At 29.0% G+C, this 16,750-nt stretch carries 15 protein-coding genes and 8 tRNA genes; 18 read left to right on the top strand and 5 right to left on the bottom strand.

Annotation, left to right across the window (positions count from 1 at the left end):
- Positions 1 to 26: 26 nt before the first annotated feature.
- A complete protein-coding gene (locus ACEG17_RS02095; protein WP_372582372.1) occupies positions 27 to 326 on the bottom strand; it encodes a YciI family protein in 300 nt (99 codons plus the stop codon).
- Positions 327 to 568: 242 nt separating this feature from the next.
- Here ACEG17_RS02095 and ACEG17_RS02090 point away from each other — a divergent pair, with 242 nt between their 5' ends.
- The 16 genes from ACEG17_RS02090 to ACEG17_RS02015 all read left to right on the top strand — a co-directional run bounded on the left by ACEG17_RS02090 (position 569) and on the right by ACEG17_RS02015 (position 9,993).
- Positions 569 to 3,049, top strand: a complete 2,481-nt coding sequence (locus ACEG17_RS02090) for an AMP-binding protein (RefSeq protein WP_372582371.1) — start codon at positions 569 to 571, stop codon at positions 3,047 to 3,049.
- 352 nt (positions 3,050 to 3,401) lie between these two features.
- A tRNA-Leu gene (locus tag ACEG17_RS02085) sits at positions 3,402 to 3,489 on the top strand.
- Positions 3,490 to 3,501: 12 nt separating this feature from the next.
- Positions 3,502 to 3,574 (top strand) — tRNA-Gly (locus tag ACEG17_RS02080).
- 9 nt (positions 3,575 to 3,583) lie between these two features.
- Positions 3,584 to 3,659: transfer RNA gene (locus tag ACEG17_RS02075), tRNA-Lys, on the top strand.
- Between the two features lie 17 nt (positions 3,660 to 3,676).
- A tRNA-Arg gene (locus ACEG17_RS02070) sits at positions 3,677 to 3,753 on the top strand.
- Positions 3,754 to 3,756: 3 nt separating this feature from the next.
- Positions 3,757 to 3,833 (top strand) — tRNA-Ile (locus tag ACEG17_RS02065).
- Between the two features lie 13 nt (positions 3,834 to 3,846).
- Positions 3,847 to 3,921, top strand: a tRNA-Glu gene (locus ACEG17_RS02060).
- 82 nt (positions 3,922 to 4,003) lie between these two features.
- Positions 4,004 to 4,090: transfer RNA gene (locus tag ACEG17_RS02055), tRNA-Ser, on the top strand.
- 4 nt (positions 4,091 to 4,094) lie between these two features.
- Positions 4,095 to 4,170 (top strand) — tRNA-Phe (locus ACEG17_RS02050).
- A 696-nt stretch (positions 4,171 to 4,866) separates the two neighbouring features.
- Positions 4,867 to 5,844, top strand: a complete 978-nt coding sequence (locus ACEG17_RS02045; protein ID WP_372582370.1) for a type I phosphomannose isomerase catalytic subunit — start codon at positions 4,867 to 4,869, stop codon at positions 5,842 to 5,844.
- Between the two features lie 414 nt (positions 5,845 to 6,258).
- Positions 6,259 to 6,795 carry an FxLYD domain-containing protein gene (locus ACEG17_RS02040; protein ID WP_372582369.1) on the top strand — a complete coding sequence of 179 codons (537 nt, stop codon included), beginning with the start codon at positions 6,259 to 6,261 and terminating at the stop codon, positions 6,793 to 6,795.
- Positions 6,796 to 6,811: 16 nt separating this feature from the next.
- A complete protein-coding gene (locus tag ACEG17_RS02035; RefSeq protein WP_372582368.1) occupies positions 6,812 to 7,486 on the top strand; it encodes a 5'-methylthioadenosine/adenosylhomocysteine nucleosidase in 675 nt (224 codons plus the stop codon).
- Between the two features lie 32 nt (positions 7,487 to 7,518).
- Entirely contained in the window at positions 7,519 to 8,370 is an 852-nt protein-coding gene (locus tag ACEG17_RS02030; RefSeq protein WP_372582367.1) for an SPOR domain-containing protein, read from the top strand.
- A 47-nt stretch (positions 8,371 to 8,417) separates the two neighbouring features.
- Complete coding sequence (locus ACEG17_RS02025; RefSeq protein WP_372582366.1) at positions 8,418 to 9,434, top strand: DHH family phosphoesterase; 1,017 nt, start codon at positions 8,418 to 8,420, stop codon at positions 9,432 to 9,434.
- A gap of 38 nt (positions 9,435 to 9,472) precedes the next feature.
- A complete protein-coding gene (locus tag ACEG17_RS02020; protein WP_147004837.1) occupies positions 9,473 to 9,691 on the top strand; it encodes a hypothetical protein in 219 nt (72 codons plus the stop codon).
- Positions 9,691 to 9,993 (top strand): hypothetical protein, encoded by a 303-nt coding sequence (locus ACEG17_RS02015; protein ID WP_147004838.1) that lies wholly within the window; start codon positions 9,691 to 9,693, stop codon positions 9,991 to 9,993. The genes ACEG17_RS02020 and ACEG17_RS02015 overlap by 1 nt, the downstream gene beginning before the upstream one ends.
- 44 nt (positions 9,994 to 10,037) lie before the next feature.
- On the opposite strand, the gene ACEG17_RS02010 is transcribed toward ACEG17_RS02015, so the two are convergent.
- Positions 10,038 to 10,946 carry a TetR/AcrR family transcriptional regulator gene (locus ACEG17_RS02010; RefSeq protein WP_372582365.1) on the bottom strand — a complete coding sequence of 303 codons (909 nt, stop codon included), beginning with the start codon at positions 10,944 to 10,946 and terminating at the stop codon, positions 10,038 to 10,040.
- 100 nt (positions 10,947 to 11,046) lie between these two features.
- Here ACEG17_RS02010 and ACEG17_RS02005 point away from each other — a divergent pair, with 100 nt between their 5' ends.
- Together ACEG17_RS02005 and msrA are read left to right on the top strand one after the other, a co-directional pair.
- Positions 11,047 to 12,237, top strand: coding sequence for a MalY/PatB family protein (locus ACEG17_RS02005; protein WP_372582364.1), 1,191 nt, complete (start codon positions 11,047 to 11,049; stop codon positions 12,235 to 12,237).
- A gap of 192 nt (positions 12,238 to 12,429) precedes the next feature.
- Positions 12,430 to 12,951, top strand: coding sequence for a peptide-methionine (S)-S-oxide reductase MsrA (msrA, locus tag ACEG17_RS02000; protein ID WP_372582363.1), 522 nt, complete (start codon positions 12,430 to 12,432; stop codon positions 12,949 to 12,951).
- 9 nt (positions 12,952 to 12,960) lie between these two features.
- Here the strand turns inward: msrA and ACEG17_RS01995 are convergent, their stop codons facing one another.
- The 3 genes from ACEG17_RS01995 to ACEG17_RS01985 all read right to left on the bottom strand — a co-directional run bounded on the left by ACEG17_RS01995 (position 12,961) and on the right by ACEG17_RS01985 (position 16,744).
- Positions 12,961 to 14,799, bottom strand: coding sequence for an acyltransferase family protein (locus tag ACEG17_RS01995; protein ID WP_372582362.1), 1,839 nt, complete (start codon positions 14,797 to 14,799; stop codon positions 12,961 to 12,963).
- Positions 14,800 to 15,113: 314 nt separating this feature from the next.
- Entirely contained in the window at positions 15,114 to 15,701 is a 588-nt protein-coding gene (locus ACEG17_RS01990) for an SGNH/GDSL hydrolase family protein (RefSeq protein WP_372582361.1), read from the bottom strand.
- Between the two features lie 572 nt (positions 15,702 to 16,273).
- The gene (locus ACEG17_RS01985; RefSeq protein WP_372582360.1) at positions 16,274 to 16,744 is read right to left on the bottom strand and encodes a pantothenate kinase; all 471 of its coding nucleotides are present in this window, start codon (positions 16,742 to 16,744) and stop codon (positions 16,274 to 16,276) included.
- Between the last annotated feature and the right edge of the window lie 6 nt (positions 16,745 to 16,750).

Below are 16,750 nucleotides of genomic sequence, written 5' to 3'. Positions count from 1 at the left end.
CTATAATTGACAATCTAAATTAATAATTATTTTTCTTGTAATTTTTTTAAATCCTCATCAAATAGTGCAGGTGTAAATTCAGTTATTACAGTTTCTATTAAATCATTTTTATAATAAGGGTCTTCTTTTAATATTTCCTCAAGTTCTGATTTTGTTACATTGTATGCTAAAATAAGTCCGCCAGTTGGTGGATTTTGTCTCCCTCCAGCCATAAATTTTCCAGCATCAATATTTTTTTGAATAAAATTAAAATGTTCCTGTCTAAATTTTCCCACTTCTTCAAGCGATTTTGTATAAGTTGTAGATATAACAAAAATTGGTTTCATAGTTTATTTTCCTTTCTTAAATTATTTTTTTCACGCTATTATAATTATATTTTACAGTATATTTCAAAATAATCAATAAAAATATTTAATTTGTTAATAAAACTATAGTAAAAATTTCTTCCAAAATCATATTTTATGAACAAAATTTTTTATACACAAAGTAATGTGAAATTGAATTTTATTTATGATTATGGTATACTAAATTGAATTTTGGATATGCCAATAAAAAGAGGAGGCAAATTATGTTTTTAGAGAGAACGGAGCGACTGGCATTAGTTGACTTTGACAATAAACATATTAATTATATTGATTTGATAAATAATATAAAGTATTTTTCTGAATATGTAGTTGAATTGGAAAAAGAAAAATTTGGGCTGATTGTTATGGAAAATCGTCCAGAATGGATTTACAGTTTTTTTGCAGTATGGGATAAAAAATCAGCTGGAATAGCCCTTGATGCTAATAGTAATTCAGATGAAATTTTATATGTTTTAGAAGATTCACATCCAAACCTAATTTTCTGCTCAAATGAAACAGAAGCAACTATTTTTGAAGCAGTTGAAAAATATAGTTCAAAAAATACTGTAAAAGTAATAAATGTGGATAAAATTACAATTGAACAGGAAAAAATGAATGTTATAAAAAATATGCAGTTTGAGCTTGAAAATCCAACTGGAGATGAAACAGCGGCTATGCTTTATACTTCAGGGACAACTGGAAGTCCAAAAGGTGTAATGCTGTCTTTTAATAATTTAAATACTGAAATGGAAGGACTTTATGAAAAGGGAATATTTGATCATAGAGATCAGATTTTGGCAATATTGCCGTTTCACCATGTTCTGCCATTGACGGCAACTGTACTTTTGATGTTAAAATATCAAACTTCAATTGTATTTGTAGAAAAAATTGCAAGCAAGGAAATATTTGACGCTCTTGAAAAAAATAGAGTAACTGCAATAATAGGTGTGCCAAGAGTATTCAAGCTATTTTATGATGGAATAAAGCAGCAAATTGACGCAAAATTTATTACACGATTTATTTACAAAATGATGAGCAATGTCAAATCATTGAAGATAAAAAGAAAAGTCTTTGCAAAAGTCCATAAAAAATTCGGTGGACATCTTGACTTCATTGTTGTCGGTGGAGCAAAAATGGATCCTGAAATTTCAAAGTTTTATGAAACATTGGGATTTTATGCTCTTGAAGGTTATGGACTTACAGAGACTTCACCAGTTATTGCTGTAAATTCAAAAAAAGAAAGAAAAATTGGAACAGTTGGGAAAAAATTATACAATGTTGATGTAAAAATTGTAGATGAAGAATTGTGGGTTAAAGGCCCAATTGTTATGAAAGGTTACTATAATAAACCTGATAAGACGGCGGAAGTTATTACTGAAGACGGATGGTTCAAGACAGGAGATTTAGCAACAATTGACGAAGAAGGATATGTTACAATTCGTGGAAGAAAAAATACAATGATTGTCCTTTCAAATGGTAAGAATATTGACCCTGAAACGCTTGAAAATAGAGTAATTGCACAAAGTAATGGATTAATCAAGGAAATTGGTATTTTTAATTACAAGAACAAGTTAGCTGCAATAATTGTTCCAGATTTATTAGAGCTTAGAAAACGTGGAATTACAAATACAAAAGCCTACATCAAAAATATTGTAGAGGACTATAATTTAAAGGCACATAACTATGAGAAAGTACTTGATTACAAACTGTTTGAAGAAGAACTGCCAAAAACACGTGTTGGGAAGGCACGTAGATTTATGTTGCCAGATTTATACGAAAAAAATGAAATTGTAAAAAAAGAAAAAACACCTGAACCTACAGACGAAGCATATAAAATTTTAAAAGAATATGTCAAGAAAAATAAAGGGATTGAACCACAGCCCGAAGAAAATCTGGAACTTGAAATCGGAATGGATTCACTTGACATTGTAGAATTTTTTGCATTTATAGAAAATAGTTTTGGAATTCAGCTAGATGAAGAAAAATTTGCTGAAATGCCAAACCTGAAACTATTATCAGAGTACATTAATCAAAAAGCAACAAAATTTGAAGATAGTGATGTAGACTGGAAACAGATTATAAGTGAAACAAAACCTATACAAGATGATAAAAACCGATGGGTAACAAAACTGTTGAAAGTATTTCAGCCAATAGTTGACTTATATTTCAGAGTAAAAAAAGTTGATAGAAAAAAATTAACAGACAATCCGCAAATCTTTGTATCAAACCATCAAAGTTTTATAGATCCATTGATTTTAGGATCACTTTTTCCAAATAAAATTGTTTTCAATACATTGTTTTTAGCAATTGACTGGTATTTTAAAAAAGGTGTAATGAAACTTCTTGTTTCAAATGGAAATGTTGTTTTAATTGATATTAATAAAAATATTAGAAAAAGTGTAGAAGAAATAGTTGGATATCTAAAAAGTGGTAAAAGCATCGTAATTTTCCCAGAAGGAGCAAGGACAAAAGATGGAAAAGTTGCTCAATTTAAAAAAGTATTTGCTATAATTGCAAAGGAACTAAATGTAGATGTTCAATGTCTTGGAATAAAAGGAGCATTTGAAGCATATTCAAGATACATGAAGTTCCCAAAACCGAAAAAAATCGAAGTATCAGTGCTGGAAAAATTCTCGCCAGAAGGAAGCTATGATGAAATTACACAAAAAGCAGAAAAAATTATAAGAGAGTATGTTGAGAACTAATAAAAGTTAGTACAAGAGAATGTCTTGCAAGATAGAAGAATCCAATTGTAAATTTTATATATCTGCTGTTTTATAAAATCAGTAAAAATAATATTTTTTAATTTTTATAAAATATATGATATTTAGTCAGTAAAATTATTTCTAGGTGTGAGACATTCTTTTATTGCAAAAACAAGAGAAAGAACGGCAAGCCTTAGTTTTTGTTATATATTTTAGCGTTGTATTTGAGTATGCGGTAAACCCAAATGAGAAAATAAGAAAAATTTTAAAAAAGGTGTTGACAATAAAAATTAATTATGATATACTAATTGAGTACTTGTGAGTTAAAAAACAACAACAAATACTTATAAATGCCTTGGTGGCGAAATCGGTAGACGCACAGGACTTAAAATCCTGTGGGAATTTATCCCGTGCCGGTTCAAGTCCGGCCCGAGGCACCACAATCATATTATGCGGGAGTAGCTCAGTTGGTAGAGCGTCAGCCTTCCAAGCTGAATGTCGCGAGTTCGACCCTCGTCTCCCGCTTCAAAATATGAGCCATTAGCTCAGTCGGTAGAGCACTTGACTTTTAATCAAGGTGTCACTGGTTCGATCCCAGTATGGCTCACCATTTAAATTTAACCATATGTGCCTGTAGCTCAGTTGGATAGAGCAACGGCCTTCTAAGCCGTGGGCCAGGAGTTCGAATCTCTTCAGGCACGCCATATGGATCCATAGCTCAGCTGGTTAGAGCACTCGGCTCATAACCGAGCGGTCGCTGGTTCAAGTCCAGCTGGATCCACCATTGAAAAACTTGTGCGGCCTTCGTCTAGTGGTTAGGACCTCGGGTTTTCATCCCGGTAACAGGGGTTCGATCCCCCTAGGCCGTACCATTTATTTTTTTAGAACCATAATTTAAAATTGTGGTATTTTTTTTAGAAAATTTATAATATTTAATTATTTGATTAAAGTTGTGGGTGGATGTCCGAACGGCTAAGGGACCGGTCTTGAAAACCGGCGAAATCGCAAGATGTCTGGGTTCGAATCCCAGTTCACCCGCCATTATGCCCAGATAGCTCAGTCGGTAGAGCAAGGGACTGAAAATCCCTGTGTCCGTGGTTCGATTCCGCGTCTGGGCACCATTAGAATAACTAAAAATGTGATATATAGTGCAAGTCAGTGTTTATGCTGAAATGCACTTTTTTCTTTTATTTATGGTACTTTACGGTTTTATCTTGTTTTAATCTGTTTCTATTTATTTCAATACATTAAAAATTTATTGGCAACTTACTGGCAACTTACTGGCAACTTACTGGCAACTTATTGGCAACTATTCTAATAAACTAATTTATTTATAACGTTTCTTAATTCTTTAATAGTTCAATGAGTATGTATACTAATTATTTAAATAGTAAGAAATATCTATTTTTATTAAGTTTGATATTGTTTCAATAGAGATATTTTTAAATAAATTTTTGTAAAAAAATCTATTTTATATATTTTTAAAATATGTATTGATTTGTTGACACACATACATGTATAAATGTATAATGTACTTATATCAAGACAGGAGGAAGTAGGGATAATGGCAAAAAAGAGCAGTAAAGGAAATTACATTGGAAATCAGTTTGTTTCTTTTAAAAGCTCTGCGTAAAAACTATTTTCAAGTAGGTTTTAGGACAAAAATCTTATCATAAACATGAAGGTTGTTGAAGTATATTTAAACATAGTGTAGTAAAATATTAATATTAAAATTATTGTAAAATTTAATTCAAAATGTTATTATAGAATAAATAAGTTATTGGAAATTAATTCTATAAATAAAGGAGAGATTTTTTATGTTATATCCAATGAAGTTTAAAAAATTTTTTGTGGAAAAAGTGTGGGGCGGACGTGAATTTGAAACAAAGTTAGGAATGAAACTGCCTGAAGGTAAAAAAATTGGAGAATCTTGGGAAGTGTCAGCACATCCGCATGGAATGGGAATTGTCGAAAATGGTGCTTTAACTGGACAAAGGCTAGATAATATTTATAAGAAATATAAAGGGGAGCTTGCTGGAAAAAAAGTTTATGAAAAATATCCAGATAAATTTCCACTTCTTATAAAATATTTGGACGTAAATGACAGACTTTCTATCCAAGTGCATCCAAGTGATGAAGTTGCCCTAAAAAAACACAATGAATTTGGGAAAAGTGAATCTTGGTATATAATGGAGGCAAGTGATGATGCAACTTTAATTATGGGAATGAAGCCTGGTATCACAAAAGAAAAATTTTTGGAAAAAGTAGAAAAAAATGATTTTGACGGACTATTTGAAGAAAAAATTGTTAAAAAAGGTGATTTTATTGATATTACACCAGGAACAGTCCATGCCTCATTAAAAGGAAGCATACTTTTCGCAGAAGTTCAGCAAAACTCAGATGTAACTTATAGAATCTATGATTTTGATAGAATTGATGAAAATGGGAAAAAAAGAGAACTGCATTTACAGGATTCGGCAGATGTAATTGATTTTGGAAAAGAAGTGGAAATTAAAAATACTGATTTTAATGATTCTGAAAACAGAAAAAGTATTTTGAGAAAACATATTATAAAAAAAGAATATTACTCAATTGATAAATTAAAATTTTCTGATTCTTTTGAAGATGTGAACAATGAAAGCATGACAATTTATTCTATATTGGAAGGAGAAGGAAAAATTGTATGGGGAGAAAATGAAAAGCTTTCAATTAGAAAAGGAGAAACAGTTTTAATCCCTGTTGGAATTAATACAAAAACTATCGGAAACTTTGAAATTTTAAGAACTGTAATTTAAATAGATAAAGGCAAGGATTCTAGTTTACTTTTTAGGTAAAATTGGATGATTTGCCTTGTTTTTTTAGTAGGAATATGATATTCTAATGTTATACTAATATCGTTTTATAATCATATATTGTATAATATATAGAATTTTCGAAAAATGTGTTATTGTTAGTAAATATTTTTTATAGTTTTTATATTATTAAATTAAAGAGGAACAATTACTATTTTTTCGGCATATTTCACTTTTATTTTCAAGCAGTAATCAATTAGATATGTAAAAATAAGGCATAGTGAACTCGGATATTAAAATAAATTAAAGATATAAAATAAACACATTTATTAATTAAAATAAAAAAGCTAGATGATTAAATAAATATAGCTAGGGAAAATTTTATAAAAAATAAAAAAGGAATAAGGATTAAGAACAGTGAAAAGAAGAATTTTGTTGATTGGAATAATGGTTTTGACTTCATCTTGCGGAATTATTGGTGGAGTTGGAAGTGTAGTCGGAGGGACTATAAAAGCTGCTGGTGGAGTTACTGGGGCAGTTATTGGGACAACTGGAAAATTGATTGGGGGTATTATTGGTGGAAATGATGGAGAAATAAAGGCTAAAAATACAAAATATAAGTTTTCGAATGCAGAAGTAGAAGTGACTGGAGGAAAAACTATTGTTACAGGAATTTTGATGCATAATGGAGTAGGAAAAAGAAATCTGACAATAGAAATCCCATGTTTTGATGAAAATGGAGCAAAAATAGGAGATGCAGTTGACAGTATAAGCTCTCTTGGAAAAAATGAAAAATGGGAATTTCAGGCAGTTCTTAATACAAACGAAACAAAAACTTGTAAACTTAAAGATACATATATTTATGAGGGAAATATAAATACAACTATTGAAAACAAAGATAGTGATACTGAAAATGTTAATCATGAAAGTAATAATATTGAAAATGAAAAATAAAAACGGGAGGAAATAAATGATAGGAATTATTGGGGCAGTAATTGAAGAGGCTGAGGCTATAAAAAAGGAAATTAAGGATATTAAAGAAAACATTATAAACGGAATATCGTTTTTTACTGGGAAATTTAATGATAAAGATGTTGTTTTTGTACAATCTGGAATTGGGAAGGTAAATGCTGCGATTACTGCTACTTTATTAATTGAGAGATTTGGTGTAAGTGAGGTTATTTTTTCAGGAGTTGCAGGTTCGCTGGATGAAAGACTGAAAGTTGGAGATGTTGTTATTGGACGAGATGTTGTTCAACACGATGTTGATGCCACAGCATTTGGATATAGAATGGGACAGATTCCTCAAATGAAGGAATGGGCATTTGAGTCAGATAAGGGACTTATTGAAAAAACTGGAACTATAACTAATTTTGAACATCAGATATTGCTAGGAAGAATTTTGACTGGGGATCAGTTTGTGAGTCAAAAAGATGTAAAACTTCAACTTGGAAAGGATTTTGAAGCACTTTGTGTGGATATGGAAAGTGGAGCTGTAGCTCAGGTTTGTACAAGACTAGGTATAAAATTCTTAATAATCCGTTCAATTTCAGATTCGATTACAGATGATTCTGGAATGGAATACACAAGTTTTGTAAAACTTGCAGCAGAAAATTCTAAAAGGATATTAAAAGAGATTATTTAATAAAAATAAAAAGGTAAAAGAAGGGAGAAAAAATGAGTTTTCGATTAAATCCGTTTAAAGTAATGAGAGCAGTTGGAATTGTTGCAGTTGTTACTTATGGTGTGGTGCTTGCAACAGGCTATAAAAAATCAAAAGAAACTACGACTGAAAGTATTACAAAAGAAATGAAAATTAGAAATAAGAATTTTTATAATTCCAAAGATTATAAGAATAATCTGACTTTACCAAATCAGGTTGTAGAAAATAATAACGAAACAGTTACAAAAGAACTTGAGCAGACAAAAAGTTCACAGCCAATTAATTTACAGCAAGATCAAGCAGAAATTAATCAGAAAAATACATCATCGCAACTACAAACAAATGAAAAAACAACAGAGGATGTAAAAAAGAAAAAAGAGCATGCTAAGCAGGAAGCTAGAAAATTGGAACAGAAAAAAAAGGAAGAAGCTAGGCTAATCGAACAAAAACGTAAGGAAGAGGCAAGGGCAGAAGCACATCAGGCTGAAATACGAAAACAGCAACAAGAGGAGACTAGAAAGGAACAAGCAAGAGCAGAAGCCGCAAAACAGCATGCTAGAGAAGAGGCGGCAAGAAAATCAAAAGAGGAAGCGGCAAGAAAAGCTAGAGAAGAAGCGAAGAAAAAACAAGTGAAAAGTAGTTCTAAAAAGTATATTCAGGTAGCTTCGGTAAATTCAGAATCTTCAGCAAGAGAAATAGCTAAAAAGCTAGGTGGAAATTTTTACTATAAAAGAACTTCAGTAAATGGGAAAACAGTTTATGTAGTGATGTCAAATATGACAGACAACCCGAATACTTTAAAAACTATGGAAAATCAAGCTAAGAAAGCAGGAAGTGGCTATATGATTCGTTCTGTTGGAAAATAATAGCTAAGAATTATAAAAATTTAAGAACAGGAATAAAATAAAAATATATGAAAAAAAATTACAAAGGAAATATTTTTCCAAAAGAAATCGTAAATGAAATAAAACTATCTAAAAGCATTATTTTAACAGCACATATTAATCCCGATGGAGATGCATTAGGCTCGCTTTTGGCATTTTATTTTATGATAGATGATTTTTGTAAAAAAAATAATATGGAAAAAATGATAAAAATCGTTGTTGATGATAAGCTGCCTAAGTATATGCGACATTTTGAAGATACAGAATTGATTTGGAGCTATGAAAAATTTAGTGATGAATTTAAGCATAATTTTCAAAATAATGAAAAATTTGACTTGTTTATAAGTGTAGATTGTGCAAATGAGGAAAGATATGGAAAGGCTATAGAAATAAAAAAACTTAGTAAAAAGTCTATAAATATCGATCATCACATTAGCAATACTGAACATGCAGATTTTAATTATGTGGAAGACATTTGCAGTACAGGGGAGCTTTTGTATCAGTTTTTAGAGATTTTTGAGATTGAATTGAAAGAGAAAATCGCTAAATATATGTATCTTGGAATAATCAATGATACTGGCAACTTTAGGCATGACAATGTTACAGAACATACTTTTTTTGTATGTTCCAAGTTGATTGGAGCAGGTGTTAATAATCACAAGATTGCTAATATTATTTTTGAAGTTAGTGAAAAAAAAGTTGGATTTATTGGAGAGCTTTATAAAAATAAACAAATTAATGAGCACTGTAAGTTCATAAGCTACTATTTGACACAGGAAAAAATGAAAGAGCTAAGTATTGAAAAAGATGATACGGATGGTGCAGCAGAAATGCTTTTAAAAATTGAAGGAATGGAACTTTCGCTATTTGTAAGGGAAGATGTTGATGGCTCATTAAAAGGAAGTTTTCGTGCAAATGATAAATATAACGTAAATAAAATAGCTTCAATTTTTGGCGGTGGAGGACATATAAAAGCCGCTGGTTTCAAGACAAATTTATCTTTTGAGGAAATTTTGGAAAAAACATATCAAGAACTTGAAAAATAAATTTAAATAAAAATCTTTATTTAAGAAAGGAGAATTTTATGTATGACTTTAATATGTTTAATTATCTTAAAATAAAGGGATTTTCAAATGCTCAGCTTGCGGAAAATTTTCATAAAATAGAGAAGGCAAATCAAAATATTAATGAAATTCTTGATAATAATCCAAATGCTGTTTTGAAAAAAATAAAATATACTTATTTAGATAAAGAAAAAAAGGATTTACAATTTGATATTAAAATAGAGGTAGTGAATAGTTAATGGAAAAGAAAATACGAAAAATAATAATAATTTTATGTTTTGGAATGTTAATAAGTTGTTCATCAGTTGGAAAAAGAGTTGTACCAGATTCGGCGGTTGTATCGAGAGATACAGTTGTTAGCAATAGCATCGAAGAGGTAAAGAAAAAATTTAATGAGGCAGTTGAAGCTCAGCATGTTGGATTGTATAAAAAAGGATTTAGAAATTGGAAAGTTATTTTGTATGGTTCAGAAGCATATTATCAGGTAATTGTTTCAGAAGATGGAAAAATTGTTTCAAGCGAAAGACTTGACTATAAATAGAATAAAAATAAGAAAAAGGGAGTTTTTTATTCTCCCTAAATTTTTTATTCATTATTCTCTTCTTCATTTTTTTGGTAATTGTCTAAATCATCGAAAACATTAATTAAACTATTTGAATCGAGTTCATAATAAATATCATCATCGCTATTAATTTTAGATTCAGAAGCAGTATAGATTTCCTTTTCTTGATGAATTTCGTCAATATTAATATTTGGTATTGTTTGAAAATTTTCATTAGAATCTTGGTTATTAATATTTGACTCATTTATATCTGTTTCAATTGTTTGGTTTTGGATAGAATCAGGAATGTACATTTGTTTTATTTCAGAAGTTTTTGGTTCTGTTTCGCTATCCTGTTCTTCTGCTTCTTTATTGTTATCAAGTTTGAAAAGATTATTAAAGAAGACAAAGAAGTCGTTAATTGCAGAACTTTCTTTTTCAGTTTTTAACATAAGAATAGTTCCTTCGAGTAGAGCTATCAGAAGTCTTGCCGTTGTTTCTGGAACGATATCATCGTATTTTTCAGGAAAAGAATATTTTAAAGTAGTTATAAAAAAAGAAAATCTAAGTTCTATTTTTTTGTAGGATTTTACAAGCTCTTCACGTATATTATTTTTTAAATCTGCTAGCTCTAAAGCCAAATTTCCAAGCGGGCTTCCACCATGAAACTTGTTATTTACAATATTTTCAAAATATTTTTCAAAAAAATAGTGAAATTTATGGATTGATAAGTCATCTACATTGCTGTTAAAGAAGTTTATAAGATTTTCAGTATGATACTTTATAACAGCAATAAGCAATTCTTCCTTGCTAGAAAAAAACTTGTAAAAAATATCGTTAGGCATTTCACAAGCCTTAAAAATATCCGTTAATTCGGTGTTTTTATAGCCTTTATAATAAAAAAGCTTTGCACTTTGCTGTATTATAAAATTTTTATTATATTCTTTAGTCATTTAAATTTACCTCTTTATAGTATTTTAGATATATTTTATAATTTAATTTGAGGATTGTCAACAAAAAATAATTAAAAAATAAATAAAAGGATGTGATTTTATGAAGTACAATTTTGATGAAATTATTGATAGAAAGAATAATCATTCTGTGAAATACAATGAACTTTTAAGAAAATTTGGAGTGGATGATGTAATTCCACTTTGGATTGCGGATATGGATTTTAGGACAGCACAGCCTATAATTGATGCTCTTGAAAAAAAAGTTCAGCACGGAATTTTTGGTTATGTTTACCGTCCAGATGAATATTTTGAGTCGTTTATAAACTGGCAGAAAAGAAGATTTGGATGGGAGCCAAAAAAAGAACTGCTTAGTTTTAGTATTGGAATTGTGCCAAGCCTTGGAGCATTGGTTCAGATTTTTTCTGAAAAAGGTGATAAAATATTAATTCAGACACCTGTTTATTCAGAATTTTATGATATTAATGAAGACAATGCAAGAGTTGTCATTGAAAACAGGTTTATTGAAAAAAACGGAGAATATTCACTTGATTTAGAAGATTTGGAAAATAAATTAAAGGAAAATCCCAAATTATTTATTTTGTGCAATCCTCACAATCCGCTGGGGCACGTATGGACTCATGATGAACTGGAAGCAATTGGGAATTTATGCATAAAATATAAAGTTCCTGTAATTTCTGATGAAATTCATGCTGATTTGACATTGTGGGACAATAAACATATTCCGATGGCAAGCGTTTCAGAAGAAATTAGACAAAATACAATAACTTGCACTTCTACTGGAAAAGCTTTTAATCTTGCAGGACTTCAAAGTGCAACAATTATTTTCAATAATTTAGATGTAAAATCAAAATTCGACAGATTCTGGAAAGATCTGGAAGTTCATAGAAACAATCCTTTTAATTTGGTTGCCACAATTGCTGCATATTCTGACGGTGGTGAAGAATATTTGAAGCAGTTAAAAGAGTATCTGGAAAACAATATTTTATTTTTAAATAGTTTTTTCAAGGAATATATTCCAGAAATTACCCCAAACATTCCACAGGCAACATATCTAGTATGGCTAGACTGTCGAAAATTATGTGAAAAATTTGGATTTAATCAAGAACAGCTGGAAAAATTTATGCTTACAAAAGCAAAACTTGGACTAAATGAAGGACGTGTATATCAGAAGGGGCTAGAAGGATTTATGAGGCTGAATGCCGCTTGTCCAAGAGCAGTTTTGGAAAAGGCTGTTAATCAGTTAAAAGAGGCTATTTCAAAGGAAAAGTAAAAAAATTACATTTCAATGTTGCTTATACAAAAACCAACAAAAAAATAATATAATTAAAAGATATTATTAAATAATTTCTATTTATCAACTTGTATAATGACATAATAAATTATATGGTAACTTTTTAAATTGAACTAAATAATTAACTTTACTAATTCAATTTAAGAGCGAAAATAAAAGGAGGTGTAATTTATGGGAAATTTTAAAGAAATTTATTTGGCAGGAGGCTGTTTCTGGGGAGTGGAAAAGTTTTTTAAAATGGCTCCAGGCGTTATAGAAACATCAGTTGGTTACGCAAATGGACAAACTCTTGACACTAATTATGATATTTTAAAAATGACTGATCATGTTGAAGCAGTGTATATAAAATATGATGAAGATATAATTTCTTTAAATCAACTTCTTGATTATTATTTTTCGATAATTGATCCAACAAGTATCAATAGACAGGGGCTTGATGAGGGGCGACAATATCGAACTGGAATTTATTATGTTGATAAGGAAGAATCACATACAATAAAAGAAAAAATAGAAAATGAACAAAATAAATATTCAAGAGAAATCCAAGTGGAAGTGAGACCATTAAAACATTATATTTTAGCGGAAGAATATCATCAAAACTACTTGGATAAAAATCCTAATGGTTATTGTCACATTGATTTAGAAAGTGCAGTAAAAATTTTTGGGAAAAATAAAGATATTAGACAAAGTTAAAAAGTCGGATTACTCCGACTTTTGTTGCTTATTATTGCTTGAATTTAAAACGTCTTTACTTAGAACAGAATATAGTAGATTAATATATCTTTTGGCAGCATGAGGTTTTGGATGTGTTCCATCTTTGTAGAAATACTCCTGTTTACCTTTTGAGTATGAATACCAGTCAATTACCTTTATATTTGGATTTTCAGCGCTTGCCTTCTTAATTTCCGCATTAACGCTGTCTTGCCATGGATCAGGCATAACTGTGTTTATAAAGTAAAGTTCATGCCCTTTCAATGTTTCCAAAACAGATTTCATATCCTTTTCGTAAATTGTACCATTTGTTCCAAGTGCAATTACAATTATTTTTCTTAATTTACCATTTTGAGCATAGTTTTTTAACATATTTGGCAATTCATAAAATTGACGTCCAACTTTTGTTTCAATAATTGCATTTGGATATTTTTTCCTTAAATCAATTTTTGTCATATCTAGTACAGAATCTCCGATAAACAATATATCTCTCTCATCATTTGGATACTTTTTCAAAATTTCATTTTGTATTTTTGATTCTTCTTCGATACCTTTTGATGGAGCATTTATAGCATTAAGAAGTTCATCCATTGTAAGATTGCCATTTTGTGTATTTTCCGTTGGTGCTGGCGTTGTAGATTGGGTAGGTTCAGGCTCTTCTACAGTAGCTGCTGCTTGTGCTGCTTTCATTTCTTCCAAGTCTTTGTTTTCATAGACTGGAGAATATATTAAAATTGCAAAAATAGAAATTAAAAGGGGATAACTTACATATTTTATACTTTTTTTCTCGAATAAAAGGTAACTTAGCTCCGAAATAGCTACTAAAACAATAATTTGCATAAAAAATTGCTGTGTATTTGAAAGTTTTGTCCATTTAAAATATTCACGTGCAAATATCATAACTGGGTATTGCCATAAATAGTATTGATATTGATGCTGTCCTAATCTTATAATAGGATTAAATATTTTAGGATATTTTGAAAGATTGAACTTTCTCAATTCAGGCTTTGAAAATAAAACAATTGTAAATCCAATTAAAATACTTGATAAGAACATTAATCCATAATAATTGTAGGCACTTCTATAGTCTATACCGAAGCAAAAGAAAACTAGTACAATTAATCCTAGAATACCTAAAATAAATATGATTTTTTTCTCAATATCTTTTTTTATATCTCTATTTGTATAAAAACATGCTATCCCTGCTGGAATAAAGAAAGCAAAAGCTCTTGTATCAGTTCCATAATATATTCTTGAAAAATCAGCTCCTTCTGGAGATTTTGAGGTTATATAAAATACATAAGCCATCATTAAAGCAGAAATTGTTCCCAGTCCTAAAAAAATCATACCAATTATATTATTTTTCAATTTAAGTTTTTTTAGACCTTGTATTAAAATAGGGAAAAATACATACATCTGTATCAAAAAAGACAATGCCCAGATGTGTGTTAATGGCAAAATAATCCCAAAATTATCAAAATACGACATTTTTGAAAAAATTTGATAAATATTATTTAGTCCAAGTACTGAAAATAAAGCACTATATTTATATTTCATTTCAAGTCCATTGTTTACAAAATATAATGCAATAGTTGAGGCTAAAATTACAATCAGAAGACTTGGATAAACTTTTCTTAATCTTTTGTCAATTACTGTAAAGATTGAAAAATCTTTCGAAAGAAGTCCGCTTGTAACTAAGTAACCACTTAATGCAAAAAATATAACAACACCGATATAAGTTCCTTTATAGGAAAACCAGTGATAAACACATATAAGAACAAGTGCAATAGTTCTTAATATGTCAAGGCTCTGTATTCTTTCCTTTTTCATAAAATAAAAAAATTCCTTTCTATCAAAAATATATTTTTATAAAAATTTAACTGTATGATTTATTTTTTTGTTTAAAATTTAAAGATTATCTAATTTTGCTAGTGTGATTTTGAAAAAATTTGAGTATATTTGAAATAAAAATTTAATAAAAAAAACTACTTTAAAACAAACAGCTCAAATTACATAGAATACTATGTTTTGTGATACAGCTTAACTTTCTTAGTTTGAAATTAAAGTAGTTTTATGAAATTATTATTTTTTAATCAATTGTTTTGTTTATTGTATGTATATTTGTGTTTTGTGTACTTGAAGAATTATCTTTCTAGAGTATTATTTTTATTATTTTCTCCAAGATAGTGTTTTTTAATTTCGTTAGTCAAGAAGTCTGCATAATATCTTTGCCCTTTGTCATTCGGATGAGTTCTATCTTTGTAGAAATACTGATTTTTACCTTTTGCGTAAGAATACCAGTCTATTAAATAAGCGTTTGGATACTGGGCTACTTTTTCTTTAAGTTTTCTGTTTACTTCTTGTTCCCAAGGATCTTTGTGAGCAGTATTCATAAAGAATACATCTTTTCCATTTGCCATTTTCATAACATAATCAAAGTCCTTGTCTGTAAATTTTCCATTTGTTCCAAGATGTACAACTAATGCAGTCTTTAACTTGTTGTTTTCAACTAATTTTGTAACAATTCCTGGAAGTGTTGAAAATTGACGTGATATTTTTGTATCAAAATACGGATTTTTAAAATTAGGACCGATATACTGCTTGCTGCTGTTCATTATTGAATCACCTACAAACACAATATCTTCAGGCACTTTTCCACTAAACATCTCTTTGGCAATGATAATTCCAGAGCCAAAAATTAATACTACTAAAACAAATAAAAATTTTTTCATAAATCTTTCTCCTTTTTTATTTTTTACTAAATTTTTGCCTAAAAAAATTTTTTATTTATCAAAAAAATATTTTAAACAAATCATTATAAAACATTACTTTTCTTTTGTCAAATTTTTAAGAAATCAGATTTTTAAGTAAAAAATATATTGGGAAATAACTAATTTAGTTAGCTATAAGCATTATTTTGAATTTATTATATGGATTTATAAATACGACTTTTTTCAATTTTGTATCATAAGCATAAGCTAAATTTCTATTGTCTATTAATTTTAATCTCACAATTTTTTCTTTTAGAGGACTTTTTTATGCAAGATAATATTCCAATGGCCAATATTGTTATAAGAATAAATATTTTATATATATTTCCTCCAACCATTATTTTAAAAGTAAATAATTTTCTGTTCTAAAACACAAAAATATTATACTATATTTCTTTTTAAATGTCAATGATCTTTAACAGTAAAAAAAATACTGTATAGAAATAAGATTGTTTATTAAAAAAGAGAAAATCAATTTTATAAACAAAATTTGCTTTAAAATCAATTTTCTCCTTATTCTTAAATTATAATTTTTAATCAACAATGAACATTATTCTATAGTTGTTAGCTGGATTTATAAGCACTACTTTTTTTAGTTTTGTGTCATAAGCATAAGTTAAACCATCACCATTTACTTCTGTCAGAAAAACATTTTTTACTAATTTTAGCCTAAGCTTTTCCTCTTTTATTGATCCAGAACCATCTTTTTCTTCTGAATCATCGATGTACTGTGTTACAAAGTATCCTTTACTATCTTTTTGAATTTTGAAACTGTCTGATGTATCTGTATAACCGAATGTTTTATTTAAAAATTTTTCTTCGTGTAATTTTCCATCTGTTGTAAATTTCTGATCTATTCCTTTTGCTAATCCACCTGGAAATTCTTCGTCTTGCTGAATGCTTTGTGTATTATTTTCAGCAATAACACTTCCATTTGCATAAGCTGCTGCTCCCATTGCTAATATTCCCATTAGCAGACATAATTTTTTTAAATTTTTATTCATTATAAA

The organism is Leptotrichia hongkongensis (assembly GCF_041538065.1).
GTDB classification, from domain to species: Bacteria; Fusobacteriota; Fusobacteriia; order Fusobacteriales; family Leptotrichiaceae; genus Leptotrichia; species Leptotrichia hongkongensis.
The sequence above is the reverse complement of the archived record's forward strand: the minus strand, read 5'-3'. Positions and strand labels throughout refer to the sequence as shown.

Bases quoted from the DNA above. Each gene is read 5' to 3' on its own strand.
- ACEG17_RS02035 (WP_372582368.1), top strand. From the start codon at position 6,812: ATGATAGGAATTATTGGGGCAGTAATTGAAGAGGCTGAGGCTATAAAA.
- ACEG17_RS02020 (WP_147004837.1), top strand. From the start codon at position 9,473: ATGTATGACTTTAATATGTTTAATTATCTTAAAATAAAGGGATTTTCA.
- ACEG17_RS02045 (WP_372582370.1), top strand. From the start codon at position 4,867: ATGTTATATCCAATGAAGTTTAAAAAATTTTTTGTGGAAAAAGTGTGG.
- ACEG17_RS02010 (WP_372582365.1), bottom strand. From the start codon at position 10,946: ATGACTAAAGAATATAATAAAAATTTTATAATACAGCAAAGTGCAAAG.
- ACEG17_RS01985 (WP_372582360.1), bottom strand. From the start codon at position 16,744: ATGAATAAAAATTTAAAAAAATTATGTCTGCTAATGGGAATATTAGCA.
- ACEG17_RS02005 (WP_372582364.1), top strand. From the start codon at position 11,047: ATGAAGTACAATTTTGATGAAATTATTGATAGAAAGAATAATCATTCT.
- ACEG17_RS02090 (WP_372582371.1), top strand. From the start codon at position 569: ATGTTTTTAGAGAGAACGGAGCGACTGGCATTAGTTGACTTTGACAAT.
- ACEG17_RS02025 (WP_372582366.1), top strand. From the start codon at position 8,418: ATGAAAAAAAATTACAAAGGAAATATTTTTCCAAAAGAAATCGTAAAT.
- ACEG17_RS01995 (WP_372582362.1), bottom strand. From the start codon at position 14,799: ATGAAAAAGGAAAGAATACAGAGCCTTGACATATTAAGAACTATTGCA.
- msrA (WP_372582363.1), top strand. From the start codon at position 12,430: ATGGGAAATTTTAAAGAAATTTATTTGGCAGGAGGCTGTTTCTGGGGA.
- ACEG17_RS02015 (WP_147004838.1), top strand. From the start codon at position 9,691: ATGGAAAAGAAAATACGAAAAATAATAATAATTTTATGTTTTGGAATG.
- ACEG17_RS01990 (WP_372582361.1), bottom strand. From the start codon at position 15,701: ATGAAAAAATTTTTATTTGTTTTAGTAGTATTAATTTTTGGCTCTGGA.
- ACEG17_RS02030 (WP_372582367.1), top strand. From the start codon at position 7,519: ATGAGTTTTCGATTAAATCCGTTTAAAGTAATGAGAGCAGTTGGAATT.
- ACEG17_RS02095 (WP_372582372.1), bottom strand. From the start codon at position 326: ATGAAACCAATTTTTGTTATATCTACAACTTATACAAAATCGCTTGAA.